Genomic DNA, 15,128 nt, shown 5'->3' with positions numbered 1-15,128 from the left:
TCCGCCAATGGATGAACCTTGGCACGCGGCCTCGGCACAAAGATGGGAGATCGCTTTCCAGTCTTCCGGAATTGCAATGAGATTGCTTGCCTTGCTCTGCGTGCTCGTCCTGGCCGCGCCCGCCGGGGCGGCCGCGCCCGAGCAGCATTATCTCGACCTGCGTGACCGCTACATCGCAAAATTCTCGAATGCCAAGGAGAGCGACGAGATCTATAAGCAGCACGATGCGGCCCTGAAGGAGCTGGCCGGCGTGCTGCGCGGTCTGATCGGTCCGGTCGCGATCAAGGGAGTCCCGGCCGAGGGCAAGTCGAATGTCGATACGCTGTTCAAGGACGACATCGGCTTCGGCCATCTCGACGGGCTGAGCTTCGCATCCGAAGGCGACAAGATGCAGGCCGTGGTGACCACGACCGGGCTGCTCAAGCACTGGCTTGGCGAGCATCGCGAGGACGGCATGCCTCAGGACAGTGGCGCCGCGTTGAAATCCGACCGCTTCTATTATTACGCCATCCAAGACGCCGCCTTCGCGATCTACGCGGAGCTGCCGATCACCAAACCGGCAAGGGCGAGCGTCGCAGCCGCTGTGCTCGGCGTGCGCGGCAATGGCGGCCTCAAGGGCCCGCCGGACGAAATCGATGTCGTCGCGATCCAGGGCGACAAGGTCTATTTCCTCGCGGCAAGGGAGGCCGTGAAGACCGCCCCGATCGCGACCTGCGAGAAGGTCTGGAAGCAGAGGATGGCCAAGCCCATCGACAAGAAAGACCCGCGCGGCGAGATGGCCCGCGAGGACAAGGCAATGACCGCCTTCACGGCGTGCTTCGCCAAGGAAGCCCCGAGCCAGAGCTGGTATGCGGCCGCCGTCAAGAAGGCGCAGAGCCAGCTGGACCGGCTGCCGCTTCCCTAGGAATGCCAGCTCGATATTCTCCGCCGTGATCCTCCGGCTGTGAACCACCGGCTTTGAACCACGCCTTAGACGGCGCAGGCGAGGCGGCGCCGCGCCGTCGGCAAACGGAAGACATGAGGTTTTTGAATAGGTTAGGCCAATGCGGTCGTCCTGATCGTCATATTCGGCGGATGCAATCCCCGCGAGCTTCCACTTGCGGGTTGGGCGAGTTACTATGGCCTTTTGCGATACTTGCTGCATCCGGTCTGGCACCCGCTGGAGACCGTTCTTGCGGTTCGTCAACGAGTTGGCTGCGATTGACGATGATTACGCAGACCCGCGACCCCAGAGGCGAACGTCATCGATTGACGGTGCTGTTCTCCGACCTTGTCGGATCAACCGCCCTGGGCCGGGATGTCGAGTCCGAGCACCTTTCCGAACTCCTCAGCCAGTTGCGGCAGATCTGGCATCGCGCGGTGGCGAAGCACGGTGGTCGCATCATCCGAACGCAGGGAGACGGTGCGCTCGCCATTTTCGGCTATCCCCAATCCGGCGAAGATGACGGTCGTCGTGCTGCGGAAGCAGCACTCGATATTCACGAATGGGTCGGAGAGCTGCGCCACGATGGCGTATCGCCGGCGCTGATGCCGCTTCGAATGCATTCGGGTATCCATGCCGGCACCGTGCTCCTGACCCAAGGCGACATCGAGTCCGGCCGGTATGACCTGATCGGCGATGTCGTGAACACGGCAGCGCACCTGTCGCGCCACGCCGGTCCGGATCAGATCCTGGCCAGCCTCGATGCCCTTGGGCCGCATGCCAACTTCTTCGAGCTCGCCGCCCACCTCCCGGCGGCTTCGGGAATGCCGCAGGCGAGGCTGGTGTTGGGTCGAAGCACGGCGACCCGACGCTTCGAAGCAACCTCGCGCCGCGGCCTGACACCCTTCATCGGCCGCAACGAGATATTCGGCTTCCTGACACGCTTTCTGAGCGAAGCACCTGCGCAGGCGCAACGCTGCGCGGTGGTCGTCGGCGGGCCCGGACTCGGCAAGACGCGCCTTCTGGAAGAGGTGCTGGGGCACGTCGGCACCGAGCGCATCAGGCTGCTGCGAGGCAGTTGCGAGAGTTACGTCGGTGCCGAGGTTCTGCAACCATTCCTGCAAATGCTGCGCGCTGCGCTGGGAATTCGAGCGGACGCCTCCCTCGTCGAGGCAAAGGAGACGGCGCGCGCGGCTCTGGAGCCATGGGCGGCCCAGCTCGGTCCGAATGCAGAATCGATCCTGGCACTGGCGTCGGCCGGCGCCGATGCGCGTGGCGGCCGCATCACCGTCGATGGCGTCGTCGGCGATCTGCTCGGGTTCTTCACCGGACTGTCGGCACATGGCCCGCTGGTGCTGGTGATCGACGACTGGCAATGGTCTGATGACGCGAGCCGCCAATTGCTGCAGGCTTTGCTGGAATTGCCCAACGGACCTCGCGTCATCCTCGCCAGCCGGCCGCGCGAGGACGGCACCGAATGGATTTCCGGCGCGCCGCACCTGTTTCTCGAACCGTTTCAGGGGCCGGAAACCGACTTTGCCGTACGACGTTGGGTCCCGCAGGCCGATCCCTTCCTCGTAGCCCGCATCCATGCCTATGCGGGCGGGGTGCCGTTGTTCATCGAAGAGCTCTGCCATTCCATCGCCGCCAACGATCCGGCCTCGTTCGAAGCGCGCAGCAAACAGGGCTGGATCGCAACCCTGGTCGCTTCGCGCCTGGCACGCCTGCCGCCCGATGAGGCGAAGGTGGTGCGCGCCGCGGCCGTTATCGGCAACACCGTGCCGCACGGGTTGCTGGTTTCGGCCTGCGGCAGCGAACCCGACCCGGCCATCGTGCGGGCATTGGCGGATGCGGACTTTCTCTTTGCGGATCCAGCGGGCGGCGTCCTTCGCTTCAAGCACGGCATCACGCGCGATGCGGTCTACGACACCATTGGCCTGCACGAGCGTCAGGCATTGCACAAGCGGATCGAAGACACCCTGCTGGCGCGGTCCGAGCAGGCTGATCGCGAGGATGCGATGGAAGCTCTGGCCTACCATTCGCAAGGCGCAGGTCATTGGGAAAGCGCAGCCCATTATGCTGAACGTGCCGGCGACAAGGCCATGGCTGCATTTGCGCTCGATCGTGCCAGTGCGCAGTACCAGGTCGCGATGCAGGCGCTGGATCGCGTGCCCGATCGCTCGCGCGAACAATCGCTGCGCTGGTGCCTGCTGGCCAACAAGCTGGGTATGGCCAACATCTTCGACCCGCTGTCGCTGACCGACGATACCTCCGTGTTCGAACGCGCGGTCGCGATCGCGTCCTCCCTCGGCGAGACCGCCGCGATGGCCAGCGCCTATGAATGGCTCGGCTACATGTGTTACGGGTTCGGCCGCTTCCGGGAGGCCGTGACGCACACGCGGACGGCACTGGAATTGGCACGCAAGCTCGAAGATCGTCGCCTGATCGCCCAGATCGAAGCTACGCTCGGGCAGATTCTGGCTGCAAGCTGTCAGTACGACGAAGCGATCGCCTTGATCGACGCTGCCATTTCGACCAAGCAGCAACGCAGCCGGCGTCATGGTGCGATATCCTTCGGGGCGGCCTATGCGCTGTCGTGCAAGGGCGGTGTCTTGGCGGATCGCGGCGATTTCGAGGGCGCCCACGCCTGTTTCAGTGAAGCCATGGCTCTGGTCGAAGGCTCGACTCACCCAGTCGTCAATTCCGTCCGCAACTGGATTGCGGTCGCACTGATCTGGCAGGGCCGCTGGCAGGAGGCGGAGCAGCTCGCCGTGGAAGGGGCGCGCATCGCCGAGAACACGCGCAGCCTGCTGCTTCTGGCGGATTGCCGCGCCGCCTCCGGATTTGCCCGCTGGTCGGCGACCGGCGACGCCGACGGCTTGCTGCAGTTGCGGAATGCCGCGGAATGGATGGAGCGGCGCAATTTTCACTTCTACACGTCGGTTCAGTACAGCTGGCTCGTCGAGGCGGCGACCGCCGAAGGCGATGTCGAGACGGCGCGGCGGTATGCCGCCCATGTCCTGCGCCGTGCGCGCGAAGGCGAGCGACTGGGCGAGGCGGCGGCATGCCGCTCGCTGGCGAAGCTCGCAGCGCTGCGCCAGGATCGCGGCCTGAGCGAGCGCTGGTTGCGACGGGCTGAAACCTCCGCAGGCTGGCGCGGTTCGCTGCGCGATGCGGCTCTGAACCTCTCCCTGCGCGGCGAGCTTCTCGCAGGGCAGGGCCGGGGCGAGGCGGCCCGCCAGACCATGATGGAAGCCGCCGAGAAGCTGCGCGCGCTCGGCATGCACTGGCATGCGGAGGAGACGATCAGGCTCGTCATTGGCATACCCGTCGGCTACGCCAACGATCAGCTCGCTCGGCATTGTGCCGTCTAACCCCTGCGCACCTTTCCTTACACGGCTCTAGGGTGGAGATGGGCTCGGCGCGGGAACTCTTCCGTCCATCGTCAGGCTCATTGGAATGGGGCCGGTCCGCAAGGGCAGCTCCGTCTCCACCAGTGCGCTGAAGAAACCCAGCATCACCGCCAGTGCCGGGTCTGCTCCGGGACATGAATGCGTCGGATGCCCCGCGACCCTGCGGTTGCCGCCGAAGGCGTGATAGATGTCCTGGCGACCTTCGGCGAGACTTTGCTGGGTGGCGGAGACTGCGCCGGCGACGATGACGTCGCCAGGCCTCACCTCGACCCCTCCGATGCTTTGCGAAACGACGGCTGTCCGCCAGATCAATTCTGGCACCGCGCGAAGTTGCATCGCGGGGATGAAGTCGTCTCTTAGCCGGTTGAGGGCGTCCATGTAGTTCTTTGCCTTCGTGCCGGCATAGCGAGCGCGCAACGCCCATAGCGTTCCTTCGCGCAGCCATTCGTTCAGTATCCGCCGCAGGTTGCCGTCGACGGTCGGAATGAATCCCATCATGGCGCCGGCGACCGTGCGCGCCACGAACGGAATGTCGCCGTTGCCCCGCGGCGAGTTATAGACCGCCTTGGTCACTGGCCCGTTTGTCGGCCCGAACTGCGTCAGGAAACCTTCCATCGCACGGCGCGCAGCGTCGCCATGTGCCGCGCCGATCGCCTCCACTGTCGCGTTCGGGTGCGGCTGGAAGATGTAGCGCGAAGGCGACAGGAAATGCCCGGGATAGCCGGGCGGCTCGCCCGGCGTCCAATCCCAGCGATAGCCGACGCGGCGGAAATGACCCCCGTCCTCGCTCAACCCGAACCACGCTTCGCAGAAGGCGGCGAGCAGCGGATCCACCAATTCGTGCACGTCGACGGTCAGCTCCCAGCTCACTTCGCCGTCGCTGGCGGCATAGTCGATCGTCTGCTTGACAAACAAGCCCAGCACCTTCTGTGTGACCGCGCGCGCCAGCTCGAATGCGGCGGGCTGGTCAAGGGCCATGATCGCGGCGTTGCAGGCCTCGGATTCCTGCTCGTAGACTTGGTCTGGCTGCCCGGCGTCGCGGCCAAGATAGAGGATGCCGAACGACCGCAGCATGCGGGGAAGATAGCCGGTGATGGTCAGCTTGGTGTCGGAATCGGCGAACACCTTGTAGACCATGTCGCGGTCGGCCACCAAGACCCCGAAGGGCGTGCGAAGTGCGCCGCCGTGGCGCTCGCGGATCGCAGCCCAGATCGAGGCGTTGACGAAATGCGAGGCTGAATCCGGATCTTCGAGCGCTGTCTTCCACGCGGCCATCGCCGCGGCTTCGCCCTGCTGGCGCTCGATCAGGCGCAGACGCGCGATCTCTTTTTCCCCCTGATCCGCGGACCACGTCACGGCCGGTTTGTACCCCTGGCTCGCCGCCCATTGCTTTAGATCGGCAAGCGCCTTCTTCGATGGCGCAAAGAAATATGCTCCCCATTCCAGCCGAACGAACGGACGAGGTTCGTCGTGGAGCCGGTCCGAGCCGTCCAGCGCCACGCGAATGGTCTGGCCTTCATGCTCGAAACGGAAATGCCGGAGCCGGCCAGGCTCGGCGAGGCCGAGGAAAGGATCGCTGACCCCTGAGGACGAACCCGCGCTGTTGCCGCCGGAGAGCCAGCTCTGCACCACCTCGAACTGCTCGCCGAGGCTGGCATTGTAGGCCATGAAAACCAGGCCCCGCTCTGCTTGCTGGCCGGATTTGGCGGCTTGCGGGTCGACGGGCGGCCCGTAGGACATGCCGCGCCTGACGATCCGTGGGGGCCGGGCGCCGGCATCCGCCTTGGTGATCGATACGCGCGGATTGGCGCGCCGTATGTGCGCGTGAAACGGACACGATTGGGCCTGCGGGTCGGCGTCGTAGTTGAAGTCGTTGTGGCCTTTGTCAGGGGGCGGAGTGGGGGTCAGGGGTTGCCCGGCCTGGGGATGGCCGGTCGGCCAGCGTCCCATCATCTTGGCCATCAGCGTCTCGCGCGTCAGGGCAGGTGCGTCCGGTCCGGCCATCTCGGCTGCCTGTCGCGTCGCGCGGGCAAGCACATCCTCGAGCTGCTCGACGTCCTGTCGCAGCTTGCGCAGCGCCATGAAGCTGCCGTCGCGGAGCATCGCGTGAGCACGATTGGTCGCGTTGCCGAACGGCGCCGTCTCGTCGGCGATGTTCGGATAGCCGCACAGAATTTCGCCGAGATGCACCCGATTGGAATAGTACGTGCCGGCCTCGCACTCACGCAGCACCGGGTTCGAACTGCCGTCGGCGAACCCGAAATGGTCCTGCATGTCGCGGGATCTCTTATCGCGCTGCCGCTGCATCCATTGGATCGAAAGGGGCCTGATACCCGCATCGACCCCGACCAGGCGGTTCATTTCGGCCATCAACGCGTGTCTCGCATCCGCCGTCGTCTGCGCGTCCTTGGACAGCAACAGGCGGAGTTGAAGGACGGCATGGACCGAGCTCATGCTGATGCGCGGCGCCGGGTCGCCTTCGGGCAGGTCCGGCGCGTCGGTCCCGAGCGACCAATTGCTGGCGGGAAGGCGCCATCGTTGGGGATGATTCCAACGCACATCGCCGAGCAGGCCGGCGCGTCTTTCCATGCCCTGCACGAACTCTTCCGGCAGAGTGCGCACCTCTTCGTCGGACAGGCCGGCCTGACGCAGTCCCTCGACCGTGAATGCGATGTTGGTGACGATTTGTCCCGGCGTCAGAACGTCGGCTTCGGAAGTCACCTGGAGGACGCCGAGAAACGCGGCCAGTGCGGCCGGGTTGGCGAACTGCAGCAGCAGCAGGCAGCCGTGATCTGAATTGTAGGCGGTCAGAATTCCGCCCTGCACGTTGCCGGGATCCTGCAACGGCAGTTTTGCCGGCGGGGCGAGGGGCAGGTTGCGCCGTACCGGCGCCACATCGGGCGGGGTCATCAACCAGCGCAGGGCCTCTTCATAGCGCCGGCGGGCGCGCTTGACCCCTTCCGCGTAGGTGGGGTCGTTGATCATGGTGACGAATTCGGGCAGCAGCTCGTGACCGGCCCGATGCAGAAGCACCCCGTCATGCGTCCCCGGCGGATAGAAGTCGGCCAGACGGTAGAGTCCCGCCAGTGCGCGGATGCCGTGGCGAAACGGAGGCCGGGCGGCGGCTTCGATGCTGAGCGGTTTGCTGAAGCCGGCATTGGTCGGATCGACGCCGACCTCGCCGTCGACTTCGAATATCGAGTGTCGCGCGATGTCTTCCGGCGAGGGAATCCTGATCCGCGTGACGATCTTGTCGGCGCCGGCGCCAGAGGCGCGCCGATAGACCCGCTCCTCCATCCGCAGGAAGCGCGTGTCATCCACGGTCAGGTCGGGGGTGGCATAGAGGAAATAGGCTTCGGTCTGCTTGCTCTTGAGCCAGATACCCCAGTTTTCGTACGTGTTCTCGTATCCGAGCACATAACCATCGGTATTGCAGAAGATGAGGTCGAGCAGCCGGGCGGCCTTCTGCCAGATGACGCGGACATAGGCTTCCCAGGAGCCGTCGAACGTGGCGGTCAGCAGCAAATAGTCCACGCCGTCCACGGATTCGTCCTCGGGTTCGAGCACGGCGATGCCCACCGAGTGGATTCGCCCGACGCGGTCAACGGAATCGGTCAGCACGCGGGCGAGCTCGTATTCATACGCGTTGGCGCGTCCGCCATTCAGCGCCCGTAGCACGTATTTGACGCGGGTCTTGTACGTGGTCGCATCCAGGGACGGCACGAACCCCTTCTTGATCGGAGCCATCACCCTGAAATCGGACGTGCCGGCCATGCTGCCGGTCTTGATGGTCAAATCACGACGCATGTTTTTGGCTCCCCCGGGTCGCACGCAGACTTGAGGCCATTTCGCGCCTGAGCCCGGCAACCGAAACGTGTTTCGCAATGCAACGCTATTTGCGAATAGTGCGGCTCGCGGCCGCTCGATTGTATGAACTGGCCCACACTTTCCGAACTTTCCGTTGCGGTCAGCGGTCGGAAAGTTCGCCGGAGCAGCGCAATCCACCAGGACTGAGCGACCTCGGGTTTGAGCTCGGTAAGGGGCGATATCGGCTTCGGCCATCTGAGCACGGAACGCTTCCTCAATCAGGCAGGTCTGCAGATGGTCCACGTCCCATACCGGGGCCAGGCGCCGACGACGCTCGCCATCTTTGCCGGCGAGGTCGACATTCTGCTCACCACCACGTCCGATACGCTGAACGAGCACATCCGCTCCGGCAAGGTGAAGCTGCTCGGGGTTTCCTCGCCCGGTCCTTCTCCGGTTGCTCCCGGTGCGGCATCCATCGGCAGTGCCTTGAAGGACTATTCGGTCGAAACGTGGTTCGGCATTCTCGCGCCTGCCGGCACTCCGCCAGACGTCTTGGCCAAGCTCAACGCTGCGCTTGGCACGGTGCTGGCGATGCCGCAAATACGGGATCGGTTTCTCTCCTATGGCGTGGAGGCCAAGGCCAGCACGCCTGCCGAACTGCACGCCCTGATCGCCGCAGAAATCCCGTCCTGGCGCAAGGTGATCGAGGAACGCAACGTCAAGACCGAATAGCGGACGTTCGGGGAGAGGGGACTGGCCGAGGCGGAAGAGACCTCGATTAGGGCGATCACCAGCCGGTGGATCGCGGCGTCTGGGCTTCCGCCGACCGCCGGAGCTTGGAGGTAGGCTCGCGCCGCAGCCGCATCGTCACGTTGCCAGGAAGCCGCCGATCACTTGGGGTACCAGTCGGCAGAACCAGATCAACGTAGCAGCGTCGAAATCGCCGCAGGACATTGGCCTGGTGCCCGGCACATCCGTAATTCGCATAAGGTATATTATGGAATATATTTATGTACAATCAGATCAGTTATTTAGGCGGAATTGCTGACATCCGACCTTCGCCAAAGCCTGTATCTCCGTCTGCGCGTCGGCCGTCGTCTTAGCTCTTGACGGCTACTGTGCATGGGGTTGTTTTTCAGGTTTTGAATCGGGTCGAGGTCTGCGAAAGCCGATATTGCCGTGACCTTGTCCGGCTGCAATAAGCGAGGCATCCGCGAGATCGCAGATGACCCTAAGGCCGACCGCCCGTATAGGTTTGCATCTCAGAACAACAACAAACCTTCCGAGGAAGCAGACCCATGGTCCTTTCCACGCGCTATTCCCGACGCACGCTTCTCAAGGCTTCCGCCGCGACCGCGGCCCTGGGCGGCCTCGGTGCGCCCCATGTGGCCCGCGCCCAGAGCGCCGAGTTCACTTACAAATACGCCAATAACCTGCCTGACACCCATCCGCTCAACGTCCGTGCCAAGGAGATGGCGGCGGCGATCAAGACCGAGACAGGCGGCAAGTTCGACCTGCAAATCTTCCCGAACAATCAGCTCGGCTCCGACACCGACATGCTGAGCCAGATCCGCTCCGGCGGCGTCGAGTTCTTCACGCTGTCCGGCCTGATCCTGTCGACCCTGGTGCCGGCGGCGTCCATCAACGGCATCGGCTTCGCGTTCCCGGACTACGACACGGTCTGGAAGGCCATGGACGGCGATCTCGGCGCCCATGTCCGCGGCGAGATCAAGAAGGCCGGCCTCGAGGTCATGGACAAGATCTGGGACAACGGCTTCCGCCAGACCACGTCGTCGACCAGGCCGATCGCCGGGCCTGACGATCTCAAGGGCTTCAAGATCCGCGTGCCGGTGTCGCCGCTGTGGACCTCGATGTTCAAGGCGTTCGATGCCGCGCCCGCCTCGATCAATTTCAGCGAGGTTTATTCCGCACTCCAGACCAAGATCGTCGAGGGCCAGGAGAACCCGCTGGCCATCATCTCGACCGGCAAGCTCTACGAGGTGCAGAAGTACTGCTCGCTGACCAACCACATGTGGGACGGCTTCTGGTTCCTGGCCAACCGCAGAGCCTGGGAAAAGCTGCCGCAGGACGTGCGCACCATCGTCGCCAGGAACATCAATGCCGCCGCCGTCAAGGAGCGTGAGGATACCGCCAAGCTGAACGCCAACCTGCAGCAGGAGCTCGCGGGCAAGGGCCTGGCCTTCAACCAGCCGGCCATCGCGCCGTTCCGCGACAAGCTGCGCTCCGCCGGCTTCTATGCCGAATGGAAGGGCAAATATGGCGATCAGGCCTGGGAGCTTCTGGAGAAGGCCGTCGGCAAGCTGTCGTAGCGCGTTGGGGCCGTCGAGGGTCGGTATCAGGATGGCTCATGTCGAGATCGAGATGACCGAAGCTGTGGGCGAGGTGACGTTGCAGTCCCCTCGCCGACCTTCGCTGCTGGCCTCAGTCGAGCGCGTGCTCGGCCTCGTCGTCGAAATCCCCACGGCGATCCTGGTGGTCGCCGAGATCGTGATCCTGTTTGCCGGCGTGGTCGCACGCTATGGCCTGCACCGGCCGCTGATCTGGTCGGACGAGCTCGCCTCGATCCTGTTCCTGTGGCTCGCCATGCTGGGCGCGGCGGTTGCGTTCCGCCGCTCCGAGCACATGCGCATGACGGCGGTCGTCGCCAGCGCCAGGCCGGCGATGCGGGCCTATCTCGATCTGGTCGCGACCTCCGCGGCCCTGGCGTTCCTGATCCTGATTGTGTGGCCGGCCTGCGACTACGCCTATGAAGAAAGCTACATCACGACGCCGGCGCTGCAGATCTCCAATATGTGGCGCGCCGCCGCGCTGCCGGCCGGCATCGGCCTGATGGCGGCCTTTGCCCTGCTGCGGCTCGCGCGCGCCGCCAACCACCGAATGGTTGCGGCCGCCGTGCTGTCGGTTGCGGTCGTGATCGGCCTGTTCTGGCTGGCCGAGCCATTGCTGAGGCCGCTCGGCAATCTCAACCTCATCATCTTCTTCGTCGGCGTCGCCGGCTTCTGCGTGTTTGCCGGGGTTCCCATTGCGTTCGGCTTTGGTCTTGCGATCTACGGCTATCTCGCGCTGACCACGCGCACGCCGGTCATGGTGCTGGTCGGGCGCATGGACGAGGGCATGAGCCACCTCATCCTGCTTTCCGTGCCATTGTTCGTGTTCTTAGGGTTGCTGATCGAGATGACCGGCATGGCGCGGGCCATGGTGGCGTTCCTGGCAAGCCTGCTCGGCCATATCAGGGGCGGCCTGCATTACGTGCTGGTCGGCGCGATGTACCTCGTCTCCGGCATCTCTGGCGCCAAGGCGGCCGACATGGCGGCAGTCGCGCCCGTGCTGTTCCCGGAGATGAAAGAGCGCGGCGCCAAGCCCGGCGACCTCGTCGCGCTGCTGGCGGCCACCGGCGCCCAGACCGAGACCATCCCGCCCAGCCTCGTGCTGATCACGATCGGCTCGGTCACGGGCGTCTCGATCGCCGCCCTCTTCACCGGCGGCCTCCTGCCCGGCGTCGTGCTCGCCGTCACGCTCTGCATGCTGGTGTGGTGGCGCTACCGCCACGAGGACATGGGCCACGTCCGCCGCGCGACGGCTGGCGAGATCGGCAAGACCTTCGTCGTCGCCCTGCCCGCGCTCGCGCTGCCCTTCGTGATCCGCTATGCCGTGGTCGAGGGCATCGCGACCGCGACCGAAGTCTCCACCATCGGCATCGTCTATGGCGCCCTCGTCGGCCTTCTGATCTACCGCCGCTTCGACTGGCGACGGCTGTTTCCGATGCTCGTCGAGACCGCCGCGCTGTCGGGTGCGATCCTCCTGATCATCGGCACCGCAACCGGCATGGCCTGGGGCCTGACCCAATCCGGCTTCTCGCGCTCGCTGGCTGCGGCCATGACGGGATTGCCGGGCGGGGCTGCGACCTTCATCGCCGTGTCGATCCTGGCCTTCACCATCCTCGGCAGCGTGCTGGAGGGTATCCCGGCGATCGTGCTGTTCGGACCGCTGCTGTTTCCGATCGCCCGCGCCGTCGGCGTGCACGAGGTGCACTACGCCATGGTGATCATTCTCGCCATGGGTATCGGGCTATTCGCCCCGCCGTTCGGCGTCGGCTATTATGCCGCCTGCGCCATCGGGCGCGTCGATCCGGCCGAAGGCATCAGGCCGATCTGGGGCTATCTGCTGGCGCTGCTGGTGGGATTGATCATCGTCGCGATCTTCCCCTGGATCTCGATCGGATTTCTTTGATGCGGTTTAAGGAGGGTGTCGATGAGTGAGCGACAGAATCCGTACAATATCGGCCTCGACAAGACGCAAGCCAATTATGTGCCGCTGAGCCCGCTGAGCTTCCTCGCGCGCAGCGCCGCGGTCTATCCCGATCACGTCAGCACGGTCTATGAAGGCCGCAGCTTCACCTGGGCTCAGACCTATGAGCGCTGCCGGCGGTTCGCCTCGTGGCTTTCGAGCAAGGGCATCGGCGTCGGCGACACCGTCGCGGCGATGCTGCCGAACATTCCCGCGATGAACGAGGCGCACTTCGCGGTGCCCATGACCGGCGCCGTGCTCAACGCGCTCAACATCCGCCTCGATGCGCCTTCGATCGCGTTCCAGCTCGATCATGGCGGCGCGAAAATCATCTTGGTCGATCCAGAGTTTTCAGGCGTCATCACTGCGGCCCTGGCGCAGATGACCGGCCCCAAGCCGCTGGTGGTCGACGTCGACGATGCATCGTTCAAGGGCGGCACCCGCATCGGCGAGATCGAATACGAGGCAGCCGTCGCCGAAGGCGATCCAGGCTTCGCGCCGATCACGCCGAGCGATGAATGGGACGCGATTGCGCTGAGCTACACCTCGGGCACGACGGGCAATCCCAAGGGCGTCGTCACCCATCATCGCGGCGCCTATCTGAACGCCGTCAGCAACATCCTCGCCGGCAATCTCGGCCAGCATCCGGTCTATCTCTGGACGCTGCCGATGTTCCACTGCAACGGCTGGTGCTTTCCCTGGACCATAGCGGCGGCCGCCGGCATCAATGTCTGCCTGCGCAAGGTCGAGCCGACCAGGATCTTCGAGCTGATCAAGCAACACGGCGTCACCCATATGTGCGGCGCGCCGATCGTCTACAACACGCTGATCAACGCGCCCGATGCACCAAAGGGCGATGCGGCCCGCCGCGTCGTCGGCCTGATCGCGGGCGCAGCGCCACCGGTCGCGGTGCTGGAAGGCGCCGAAAGCATCGGCATCAAGCTGACGCATGTTTACGGCCTGACCGAGGTCTACGGCCCCGCCTCCGTCTGCGCCGAGCAGCCGGGCTGGGATGACCTGCCCGCCGCCGAGCGCGCGCGCATGAAGCGCCGGCAGGGCGTGCCCTACCCGCTGCAGGAAAGCGTCACCGTGATCAACCCGCAAACGATGCAGCAGGTGCCGCGCGACGGCGAGACCATCGGCGAGGTCATGTTCCGCGGCAACATCGTGATGAAGGGCTACCTGAAGAACGAGAAGGCGACGAAGGAAGCTTTCGAAGGCGGCTGGTTCCACACCGGCGATCTCGGCGTGCTCGACGAGCACGGCTACGTCATCATCAAGGATCGCTCCAAGGACATCATCATCTCCGGGGGCGAGAACATTTCCTCGGTCGAGGTCGAGGACATCCTCTACAAGCACCCGGCCGTGCTGTTCGCGGCCGTGGTGGCAAAGCCCGATCCGAAATGGGGTGAAGTGCCCTGCGCCTTCGTCGAACTGAAAGAGGGCGCCAGTGCCAGCGAGGCGGAAATCATCGCCTTCTGCCGCAGCCAGATGTCCGGCTTCAAGACGCCGAAGGCGGTCGTGTTCGGGCCGATCCCGAAGACGTCCACGGGCAAGATCCAAAAGTTCCTGCTGCGCAACGAAGTCGGCTCGGTGAAGGCGATCTCGGCCTGACCAGCGGCCAAAGAAGCTTCCGCCCGCCTGCGGCGGGCGGAAGCTCTCTCATCCTCACATCTTCTTGTAGGCGTCGAGCACCGCCTGACCGTCGGCGCCTGCCTTCTTAAGCCAGTCGGCCGTGAGCTGGTCGCCGATCTTCTGGAAGCCGGCCTTCAGTGCCGGGCTCGGCGGCTCGACAGTCATGCCTTTGGCCTTGAGCTGACCGAGGTACCAATTGGCCTTCTCTTCCCAAGCCTTCCAGCCGCGCGTCTCCGCGGTGGCGGCGGCCTTCAGGATGGCCTCCTGGGTCGGCTTGTCGAGCGCCTCGAACGCAGCCTTGTTGACGAAAGTGTAGTTCTTCGGAATCCAGGCCTGCACGTCATAGAAGTATTTGAGCGACTCCCACGCCTTCGAATCGTAGCCGGTGCCGCCCGACGACATGAAGGAGTTCACCACGCCGGTCGCCAACGCCTGTGGCAGTTCCGCAGCCTGGATCGTGACCGATTGCGCGCCGACCAGTTCGCCGATCCGCGCGGTCCCGACATTGTAGGCGCGCCACTTCAGACCCTTCATGTCCTCGATCGTGGCCAGCGGCTTGTTGACGTAGACGCCCTGCGGTGCCCACGGCACCACGAACAGCAGCTTGAGACCTTGCGCGTCGAGCTTCTTGGCGATCGCAGGCTTGGAGGCCTGATACAGCTTCGTCGCCTCGGGGAAGCTGGTCGCGAGGAACGGCACGACGTCGACGCCGAAGATCGGGTCTTCGTTCTCGTGGATCGACAGCAGCACCTCACCCATCTGCGCCTGCCCGGTCACCACGGCGCGCTTGATGTCGGGCGCCTTGAACAGCGAGGCGCCCGGATGAACCGTGATCTGGAGCTTGCCCGAGGTGGCGGCTTCGACGTCCTTGGCGAACGCGACCAGGTTTTCGGAGTGCGGATTGTCCGCAGGATACGCTGCCGGCAGATTCCATTTGCTCTGAGCCAAGGCAGGTGTCGCGGCCAGCACAACGCCGGCAATCAAGGATGCGTGGAATAAGCGAGACATCATCGGACTTCTCCTCATAGTCGATCTAGAGAACG

8 protein-coding genes are annotated in these 15,128 nt (G+C 64.6%); 6 read left to right on the top strand and 2 right to left on the bottom strand.

Features of this window, described 5'->3' with window-relative positions:
* The first annotated feature begins 76 nt into the window (after positions 1-76).
* On the top strand, positions 77-904 hold the full coding sequence (locus tag I6F16_RS00390) for a hypothetical protein (RefSeq protein WP_225112882.1): 828 nt from the start codon (positions 77-79) through the stop codon (positions 902-904).
* Positions 905-1,206: 302 nt separating this feature from the next.
* Positions 1,207-4,296, top strand: a complete 3,090-nt coding sequence (locus I6F16_RS00385; protein ID WP_225112883.1) for an adenylate/guanylate cyclase domain-containing protein — start codon at positions 1,207-1,209, stop codon at positions 4,294-4,296.
* Positions 4,297-4,323: 27 nt separating this feature from the next.
* On the opposite strand, the gene I6F16_RS00380 is transcribed toward I6F16_RS00385, so the two are convergent.
* The gene (locus I6F16_RS00380) at positions 4,324-8,445 is read right to left on the bottom strand and encodes a Dyp-type peroxidase (protein WP_225112884.1); all 4,122 of its coding nucleotides are present in this window, start codon (positions 8,443-8,445) and stop codon (positions 4,324-4,326) included.
* Between I6F16_RS00380 and I6F16_RS00375 the strand changes: the two genes are divergently transcribed.
* The 4 genes from I6F16_RS00375 (at position 8,437) to I6F16_RS00360 (ending at position 14,064) form a co-directional block, all read left to right on the top strand.
* Positions 8,437-8,874 (top strand): tripartite tricarboxylate transporter substrate-binding protein, encoded by a 438-nt coding sequence (locus I6F16_RS00375; protein WP_249785391.1) that lies wholly within the window; start codon positions 8,437-8,439, stop codon positions 8,872-8,874. The two genes, I6F16_RS00380 and I6F16_RS00375, sit on opposite strands and share 9 nt — an antisense overlap.
* 566 nt (positions 8,875-9,440) lie before the next feature.
* A complete protein-coding gene (locus I6F16_RS00370; protein ID WP_225173355.1) occupies positions 9,441-10,472 on the top strand; it encodes a TRAP transporter substrate-binding protein in 1,032 nt (343 codons plus the stop codon).
* 31 nt (positions 10,473-10,503) lie between these two features.
* Positions 10,504-12,393, top strand: a complete 1,890-nt coding sequence (locus I6F16_RS00365) for a TRAP transporter large permease subunit (protein ID WP_225173354.1) — start codon at positions 10,504-10,506, stop codon at positions 12,391-12,393.
* 21 nt (positions 12,394-12,414) lie between these two features.
* Positions 12,415-14,064: an acyl-CoA synthetase gene (locus I6F16_RS00360; protein ID WP_035999240.1), complete on the top strand. Its 1,650-nt coding sequence runs from the start codon at positions 12,415-12,417 to the stop codon at positions 14,062-14,064.
* A gap of 54 nt (positions 14,065-14,118) precedes the next feature.
* On the opposite strand, the gene I6F16_RS00355 is transcribed toward I6F16_RS00360, so the two are convergent.
* Entirely contained in the window at positions 14,119-15,096 is a 978-nt protein-coding gene (locus I6F16_RS00355; RefSeq protein WP_057029200.1) for a TRAP transporter substrate-binding protein, read from the bottom strand.
* Between the last annotated feature and the right edge of the window lie 32 nt (positions 15,097-15,128).

Source organism: Bradyrhizobium sp. IC4060 (assembly GCF_020193715.1).
Taxonomy (GTDB): Bacteria; Pseudomonadota; Alphaproteobacteria; order Rhizobiales; family Xanthobacteraceae; genus Bradyrhizobium; species Bradyrhizobium yuanmingense.
This window is presented reverse-complemented; position numbering and strand designations above follow the sequence as displayed.

What these genes read in the sequence shown, in the direction of transcription:
- I6F16_RS00390 (WP_225112882.1), top strand. Translation starts at nt 77, where the DNA reads ATGAGATTGCTTGCCTTGCTCTGCGTGCTCGTCCTGGCCGCGCCCGCC.
- I6F16_RS00385 (WP_225112883.1), top strand. Translation starts at nt 1,207, where the DNA reads ATGATTACGCAGACCCGCGACCCCAGAGGCGAACGTCATCGATTGACG.
- I6F16_RS00375 (WP_249785391.1), top strand. Translation starts at nt 8,437, where the DNA reads ATGGTCCACGTCCCATACCGGGGCCAGGCGCCGACGACGCTCGCCATC.
- I6F16_RS00370 (WP_225173355.1), top strand. Translation starts at nt 9,441, where the DNA reads ATGGTCCTTTCCACGCGCTATTCCCGACGCACGCTTCTCAAGGCTTCC.
- I6F16_RS00365 (WP_225173354.1), top strand. Translation starts at nt 10,504, where the DNA reads ATGGCTCATGTCGAGATCGAGATGACCGAAGCTGTGGGCGAGGTGACG.
- I6F16_RS00360 (WP_035999240.1), top strand. Translation starts at nt 12,415, where the DNA reads ATGAGTGAGCGACAGAATCCGTACAATATCGGCCTCGACAAGACGCAA.
- I6F16_RS00355 (WP_057029200.1), bottom strand. Translation starts at nt 15,096, where the DNA reads ATGATGTCTCGCTTATTCCACGCATCCTTGATTGCCGGCGTTGTGCTG.